Annotated in this window: 7 protein-coding genes; 3 read left to right on the top strand and 4 right to left on the bottom strand. The window is 71.8% G+C overall.

What is annotated here, in order from left to right:
• Positions 1-396 precede the first annotated feature (396 nt).
• Positions 397-537, top strand: coding sequence for a hypothetical protein (locus VFZ92_RS28220; RefSeq protein WP_330879087.1), 141 nt, complete (start codon positions 397-399; stop codon positions 535-537).
• A 114-nt stretch (positions 538-651) separates the two neighbouring features.
• Here the strand turns inward: VFZ92_RS28220 and VFZ92_RS28225 are convergent, their stop codons facing one another.
• Entirely contained in the window at positions 652-975 is a 324-nt protein-coding gene (locus VFZ92_RS28225) for a hypothetical protein (protein WP_330879088.1), read from the bottom strand.
• 391 nt (positions 976-1,366) lie between these two features.
• Here VFZ92_RS28225 and VFZ92_RS28230 point away from each other — a divergent pair, with 391 nt between their 5' ends.
• On the top strand, positions 1,367-2,296 hold the full coding sequence (locus VFZ92_RS28230; protein WP_414720037.1) for a sucrase ferredoxin: 930 nt from the start codon (positions 1,367-1,369) through the stop codon (positions 2,294-2,296).
• A 21-nt stretch (positions 2,297-2,317) separates the two neighbouring features.
• Here the strand turns inward: VFZ92_RS28230 and VFZ92_RS28235 are convergent, their stop codons facing one another.
• Together VFZ92_RS28235 and VFZ92_RS28240 are read right to left on the bottom strand one after the other, a co-directional pair.
• A complete protein-coding gene (locus VFZ92_RS28235) occupies positions 2,318-3,517 on the bottom strand; it encodes an MFS transporter (RefSeq protein ID WP_330879090.1) in 1,200 nt (399 codons plus the stop codon).
• Positions 3,518-3,585: 68 nt separating this feature from the next.
• On the bottom strand, positions 3,586-4,602 hold the full coding sequence (locus tag VFZ92_RS28240; RefSeq protein ID WP_330879091.1) for an iron-containing redox enzyme family protein: 1,017 nt from the start codon (positions 4,600-4,602) through the stop codon (positions 3,586-3,588).
• Positions 4,603-5,189: 587 nt separating this feature from the next.
• Between VFZ92_RS28240 and VFZ92_RS28245 the strand changes: the two genes are divergently transcribed.
• On the top strand, positions 5,190-6,089 hold the full coding sequence (locus VFZ92_RS28245; RefSeq protein WP_330879092.1) for a hypothetical protein: 900 nt from the start codon (positions 5,190-5,192) through the stop codon (positions 6,087-6,089).
• A 229-nt stretch (positions 6,090-6,318) separates the two neighbouring features.
• Here the strand turns inward: VFZ92_RS28245 and VFZ92_RS28250 are convergent, their stop codons facing one another.
• A complete protein-coding gene (locus VFZ92_RS28250; RefSeq protein WP_330879094.1) occupies positions 6,319-7,482 on the bottom strand; it encodes a TetR/AcrR family transcriptional regulator in 1,164 nt (387 codons plus the stop codon).
• Positions 7,483-7,547 lie beyond the last annotated feature (65 nt).

Genomic DNA, 7,547 nt, shown 5'->3' on the forward strand with positions numbered 1-7,547 from the left:
GAACGGGCCCTCCCGCCACCGGACGGGCCCCGAGCCGCCGTCCAGGCCCAGTCCGGGCAGCCGGTCCAGCACCCGCTCCACCGCCGCGGCACCCGGCAGCCGCGCCATCTCCGGGGCGGGACAGGCGTGCGGGCCCGCGCTGAACGCGAGGTGCGACCGGTTCGGGGTTCAGCGACGGATCGGTGTTGGCCGCCGCCATGCTGATCACCACGGGCTGGTAGGAGCAGGTCCACGCGGCCCGCCCCGGCGAACCCGTCGATCAGCTCGTCGGCGGTGCGCACCGTGTTCGCCCGGAGCGCCGCGTGGTCGACCCGCTCCAGGCAGGTGGTGATCGCGCCGCGCAACCGGGCGTGCTCGGCGCCGTCGGCGAACACGCAGTTCGGCCGGTAGCGCACCATGCCGAGGGCCGGGCTGTCGCGGGGGACGGTGTCCTGCCAGCACCTCAGCCGGATCTGCACCAAGATCCGCGTGTCCAACCGCCCGGCCCTCGCCGCGCGGGTCGTCCAGCACGCCCCCGCGCACCTCCGCCGGGCCTAGCCGGGCGGGCGGGCGGACCCACGTTCCCGAGGAACCGCGCGCGGGGCCCACCGGCGCCGCACGTGGTGGAGCACCCGAGCACCCGAGCACCCGAGCACCTGGACCCGCCCGCCGTCACGGCGCGACCAGCGCCCGCTCGGCGCGGACGTCGGCGACCGCGGCGAGGCGGTCGCGCAGCCCGCCCTGGAGCGCCGGGACCGCGGACTCCTCGGCGGCCGCGCCGAACACGCGGGGGTCGGGCCGGTAGAGGATCGCCGCGAGTTCGTCGTCGGCGACGAACTCCCCGTACGTTCCCCCGACGTCCTCGGTCTCGACGACCGGCACGACGCGCCCGCCGACCGCCGTGCGGCAGTCCGCGTCCGGACCGTCGAGCCGGGGACCGGTGGTGGTGCGGGTGAGCAGGGTCCCGCCTGTTCCCCGGACGTCGTCGAAGCCCACTCCCCCTCACAGCGGCCCGATTCACGGACGAGGAAAACACCGAGCACAACCGACTGATCCGATCAGGGGAACTTTCGAGCGTGATTCACCCGTACTCAATCCAACCCGCCGCGAATTCCCCGGCATCGTTCTCCACAGCGTCACGGCGTGTCCGGAGATCACCGCGATCGCACTCGATCAGACGAAAGAGATAGCCCAGGGTTACCTAAGTGATGCACATCACAGTCACGTGACGCCCCTGGCCATTTCCAGCACCATGGATCAGGTAACTGGGGGGCTTCGAATTCGCTCCGCGTCGTCCTCGATGACCGAATTCACGGATTCGCGCGGATCGCTCAGCGCGCACGTCGAGGCGAATGGCTGTCGCGGTGGACGAGCGAATGAATAGCCCATAGCAGCGGAAACTGTCCGGGGGGCTGCTGTGAGATGTGCGGAAGCCGCACGACGAATGACCGAACCGATGGCGGGAACGAGTGCGCACGCGACCAGGTGGCTGTGCGTGGAACAACCGGGGCCGTGGGGCGTGGACGCCCTGCGGAACAGCGCGCTCGACACCGGTGTCGCCGAGGAACTCCGGCGGCGCGCCGAGGGGGCGGCGGTCCGGGTGGTGCTGCTGAGGCGGCCGGGCAGGCACCGGCCGTCCTCCGGCGGCCGGAACGTCTACCTCGCCTCGACGCTGCCCGGTGCGAGCTGGCTGCGCCACGCCACCGTGTCCGACCCGCGTGAGCTGCTGGACTGGGACCTGTCGGCGGCGGAACCCGCCGTGGGCGAGCTGACGACCGATCCGCTGCTGCTGGTGTGCACCAACGGTCGGCGCGACGTGTGCTGCGCGGTGACGGGCCGACCGCTGGCGGCGGCCCTGTCCGCGCTGCACCCCGGCGGCGTCTGGGAGTCGAGCCACCTGGGCGGGCACCGGTTCGCCCCGACCGCGCTCGTCCTGCCGACCGGCTACTCCTACGGGCGGATGGACGTGGCCGCCTGCGCCCACGTCCTGGCGGAAGCGCGGCTCGGGAGGGTGGTCACCGACAACTGCCGGGGGCGGTCGGCGTGGACGAAGCCGGGGCAGGCCGCCGAACTGGCCTTGCGGGACCACCTGGGTGATCGCGCCGAGGACGCCGTGGCGGTCGTCGACCAGGTCCGCCGGGGCGAGGGCGGGTGGGACGTCCTGCTGCGCCACCGAGGGGTCGTCGAGTGGCGGGTGTCGGTGCACCAGCGCCCCGCCCCTCCCGCTCGGCCGCACGCCTGCGGCCTGCTGCCCGAGGTGCCGACGGTCATCTCCGTGGGTTCGCTGGAGGTCGTCAGCCCGGCGCGGTCGGCCTGACCCGCGTGCCGGACCTCCCGGTCAGCTCGGGAGGTCCGCGGTGGCCCTGACCCGGCCCAGCGCGAGCGCGCCGACGACCGCGCCGACCGTGCACAGCAGCCCTCCCGCGGTGAGGAGGGTCTTGGTGGTCACGCCCAGTTGCTGGAGGGTGCCGACCACGACGGTCCCGACGACGACACCCGAGTACGCGATGCTCCGCGACGTGGCCGAGACCCTGCCCAGCAGGCCGGGGTCGACGATGTCCTGCCGGTAGGTGCGCCAGTAGACGCTGTAGCAGATCGTGGCCGCCGACAGCAGGCAGTACAGCAGCGCGGACACCCAGAGGACGTCCACCAGGCCGATCCCGACGGCGCTCAGCGCGATCACGAAGACCGAGGTGATCATCGTGCCGCGGGCGGGCAGGTCGGTCGTCCAGTGCGAGAGGCCGAGCGAGACGACGATGGCGACCACCCCGGCGATCACGACGATCCCCGAGGTCAGGGCGACCGACAGCCCGAAGTCCTGCACCAGCCGGGCCAGGAACAGCGGTTGCTCGGCGCCCAGGGTGATGTTGACCAGCAGGCTCAGCCCGATGCCCAGGCGCAGCCTGCGGTGGCGCACGACCGCGCGGAGCCCCTCGGCGATCTGCTGCCGGGCGGACTGGCGCCGCTCGGCGGGCGGCGCCGTCGTGCGGCGGGTGCGGGAGAGGGCGGCGGCCAGGGCGAACGACACCGCGTTGGCGGCGATGACGACCACGACGCTGCGCAGGGTCGCGACGAGACCGGCGAGCATCGGCCCGACGATGGTCGCGGAGGTGCGGGCGGACTCGACCAGCGAGTACCCGCGCGGGATGCGGTCGGGAGCGGGCACCAGCCGGGGGATGCCCGCGTCCATCGCCGCCGCCGAGACGGCGGCCAGCAGCCCGAGCGCGGTGGCGGCGACCAGGCTCGCGGCGTAGCCGTCGACGCCCGCGGTGATCGCGACGAGGGCGGCGCACAGCGCCAGCGCGGACCCGAGGTACGAGCGGGTCAGCAGCAGCTCGGGCGCGTGGCGGTCGACGACGTGGCCCACCAGGAAACCCGCGACCACCGTCGTGGCGATCAGCACGGAGCGCAGGAACGTGGTGGTGGCGGCGGAGTAGCCGAGTTGCAGCAGCACGAGCGGCAGCGCGAGGGCGTAGAACTCGTCGCCGACCGCGTTCGTGGAGTAGGCGCCGAACGCGCGCCAGAAGCGAGTGCCCATCCCCGTCCCGACTGTGGAACGGCGGCCGGCCCCGTGGTCTCCGGGGCCGACCGCCTCGATGCGTGGTGTCACAGGCTGAAGTAGTCGACCTTCAACCGCGGGATGTAGTTCGAGATGTCCGAGTAGTACAGGATGATGTTGTCGCTGTACTGGTCGAACGAGTGCTTCAGGTCGTGCAGGTTGTTCACCGCGCGGTGCGCGCTCTCCGCGGGGATCGCGGCGCGGCCCTCCAGCGCCTCCTCCAGCAGACCGGTGTGGTTGGCCTTGACGTCCTCCTCGACGTGCGAGACCAGCGGCTGGAGGCAGTCGTCGGGGTACCCGTACTCGATCGCGAGCCGCTGGAGCGCGGCGGCGCCGTCCAGGGACTCCGTTCCGCGCGCCTCGAACAGCTTGGTGCAGGCCAGGTAGCCCAGGGTGTCCCGGCGGGCGATCTCGCAGAGGTTGTTGGTCAGCGACCACGTGCCGATCAGCGGGTGGGCGTTCTCGACCTCCTCCTTGGTCAAACCCATCCTGACCAGCGAGTCCCTGGCCATCCAGGCGTGGTTGTACTCCTCGCTGAGGTACTCGGAGAGCAGGTGCTTCCACGCCGGGTCGTCGCAGTGCGCGATGGCGGTGGAGATGTGCCTGCTGGCGGAGTTGATGTAGTGGTAGGTCTCCAGCACGAGCCCCAGGAAGACCTCCTTGCGGTAGTCCTGGTTCTCCAGGCCCGACCACAGCCGGTGGTAGCCGATCTGCTCGGCCCACATCGCCGTCGACCGGTCCACCTGGGCGAGGAACGCCTGCGTCGGGATCCGGTCCAGCCCGGCGGACTCGTCGCGCAGCAGGCCCTGCTCCGCGAAGCCGTTCACGATCTGCACCGTGTCCTCGGTGCTCACGCCGGTGATGGTCGAGATCTCCGCGATGGTGTGCCTGCCGTCGAGGTAGCGCTTGAGGTTGAGGAACGACTTGAAGTCCGAGCCCTGCTGCTCGATCTCGAAGTGCTGGTCGCCGACGATCATGAGGGTGGTCCCGCCGCCGCTCGGCACGAAGAACGTACAGTGCCGCAGTTGCGGTTTGTAATCCAAATCCTGTTTGTTCAGGTTCATTCTGCTGTTCTCCGCGCCGAAGCTGAAGTGGGGTGGCCAGGTGTCCTGGCGTGGACGGGGTCCACGCCAGGACACCACGGTCGAGCGGATGGTGCGTCAGCCGCAGAGAACGGCGCCACGCACCTTGCTGACCTCGGGCTTCTCGACTCGCTTGATGGTGATGGTCATAATTGTTCACCTCCCCCGAAGTAGCGGAAAACAATGCCCTGAAAGGTTCACAGGGCACGACTGAGAGGCCGCTGTCGAATACCGCGGCTATATCGGTCGCAAAGTCTGAGGAGGTCACGCGAAGAACTGCCACGATACGTGGCTGAAGAAATCCCCCGGCTCCCCCAAGTCGTGCCGATTTCCATCGGACATAGACCTTTCTAGTAGCACTACAGTGGGTTGTCAAGCAGTCACTCGACCGAAAATCGGGGGGGTTGGATCGGACAGGGCGAGGTAGGGTCGGGTGGTACTCGGCAGGCGCTTTAAGTCGGAATCACTCGATTGCCACAGCCCTGTTTGCCCGAACCACTCGATCGGAGCAGCAGTTGGTTCTCGCTCTTCGACGCAGCGATATCGGCCAACTGGTATCGCCTGTTCCGGTGCTGGACCTGCTGCGCGGTTGTTTCCGCGCCGAGCACCCCGCCTCGACGGCGCTGCGGTGCCGGGCCGACCTGCCCGCGGAGGGGACGGCGATGGCGCTGCTGCCGGGCCTCCTGCCCGGCGTCCCCGCCTACACCGTCAAGGTCAACGCCAAGTTCCCCGGTGCCTCGCCCGCGATCCGCGGCGTGGTCTGCCTGCACTCGCTCGACGACGGCGCGCTGCTGGCCCTGGCCGACTCGGTCTCCATCACCTCGGCGCGCACGGGGCTGGCGGCGGCGCTCGCGACCGACGTGCTGGCCCGGCCCGGTGCCGACGGCGTGGCCGTCATCGGCGCGGGCGCGCAGGCGAGGAGCACCCTCACCGGGCTCGCCGCGTGCAGACCGATCCGACGCCTCGTCGTCATGGACGTGAACCGCGCCGCCGCGGAGGCGTTCGCCGAGGAGCACGGTGCGGGCGTCGAGGAGGTCATCGTCGTGGACGACGCCGCGACGGCGGCGGCGCTCGCCGACATCCTGGTCGTCGCGACGTGGTCGCGGGAGCCGGTGCTGCGCCGGTCGGACCTGCGAGCGGGGCAGCACGTCACCAGCCTGGGCGCCGACGAGGCTGGCAAGCGGGAACTCGGCGACGACGTGCTCGCGGACTGCGTGCTGGTCGTCGAAGACCGCGGCCTGTCGTTCAGGCACGGGGCCCTGTCCGACGCGCGGGCCGAGGAGGACGTGACCGCGGCGACGCTGGGGGAAGTGCTGAGGGGCGACCGGGAGGGGCGCGGCGGCGAGTCCGACCTCACCGTGTTCTCGCCCGTCGGGTTGCCCTGGCTCGACCTGGCCCTGACGTGGCACGTCTACCGGATGGCGCTGGAACGGGGGCTCGGGGAACGGTTGGTGGACTTCCACGAGTGACCGCACCGGCCACCACGAACGCGGCGGCTCCGCGGTGCCGGGGAGTCAGAGGCCGAGTCCTGGCGCGCTGCGGAGAAGCCGGCGCCACCGCGGTGCCCGCGCGGCGAGAAGCCGAGAGCGCCGCGGTGCCGGAGGGTCACAGACCGAGCCCAGGCGCGCCGCGAAGCAGGACCGACGCCACCGCGGTACCCGCGCGGCGAGAAACCGAGAGAGCCGCGGTGCCGGAGGGTCAGAGGCCGAGCGCGCCGAGCAGCAGGGCGGCGACGGCGTCGCGGTGGGCGGGGCTGTCCCGCCACCGCAGGCGGCGTCCGGCCTCGACCACCACGCCGAACCCGGCGTGCACCAGCACGCGGGCCTGGCGCGAGTCGAGTTCCGGACGGGCCAGCCGCAGGTGCCGCTCCCACACGGCGATGTGCTCGCGCTGCGCGATGACCACCGGCCGTCGCAGCGCGGCGGGCAGGCCGCCCAGCTCGGAGTTGGCGACGCTGTTCAGCGCGGTGTGCTCGAAGCTGTAGGCCACGAAGGTCGCCGTCAGCGCGGCCAGGGCGTCGTGCGGGTCCACCACGCCGCGCAGGTTCTCCTCCACCGCCTGGGCCAGGAGGGCCGCCGCGTGCAGGCAGGCCGCCGCGAGGATGTCCGCCTTGCCGGGGAAGTAGCGGTAGAGGGCGGACGGGACCATGCCCACGGCCTCGGCGATCCGGCCGTTGGTGACGGTGGCGAACCCGTCGCGCTCGAACAGCGGGATGGCGGCGGCGAGGATCTCCGAACGCCGGGTGCGCGGCACGGGCGGGGCCGGCAGGTCGACGAGGCGCGCGCCGCCGGAGGTCGCCGTCGGGTCGGTCGCGACCACGCGCAGGGCCGAGGTCAGCAGCAGGTCCTCGACCCGGCGCAGCGCGATCGAGGTGTGGTGCATCGTGATGGACCCGATCGCGCCCAGCGCCGCCGCGGTGCGCAGGTCCTCGTCGGGCAGCGGATGCTCACGCCGCACGACACCGGCGACCCGGGCGACGATGTGCGCGAACTTCCTGCCGAGCACCTTGCGGTCGTCCCGCTCGAGGTACCTGGCCTCCCACCGGTACAGGCCGCTCGACGCGCGGTGGGTGACGGTGACCTGGGTGACGGCGGTCAGCAGGTCGGTCAGCGACGCCTCGGCGGGCACCTCGTCGACCGCGGCGACGAGCCGGTCCACCATGACGTTCGCGCACTCGGCGAAGAGCGCGTACTTGTTCGGGAAGTGCCGGTACAGCGCCGCCGCCGTGATGCCGACGGCCGCGGCGATGCCCTCCATCGAGGCCGCGTGGTAGCCGCGCTCGCTGAACACCTGACCGGCCGCCTCGACGATGAGCTGCTTGCGATTGCGCGGCCGGAGGGCCGCGGTCGGCTCGGCCGTCACCGCGGCACCCGGTCGGACGTCGGCGGGAGCGGGGCCACGCACGCCAGTCAACCACGAGATGGCAG

Source organism: Umezawaea sp., from assembly GCF_036375055.1.
Taxonomy (GTDB): Bacteria; Actinomycetota; Actinomycetes; order Mycobacteriales; family Pseudonocardiaceae; genus Umezawaea.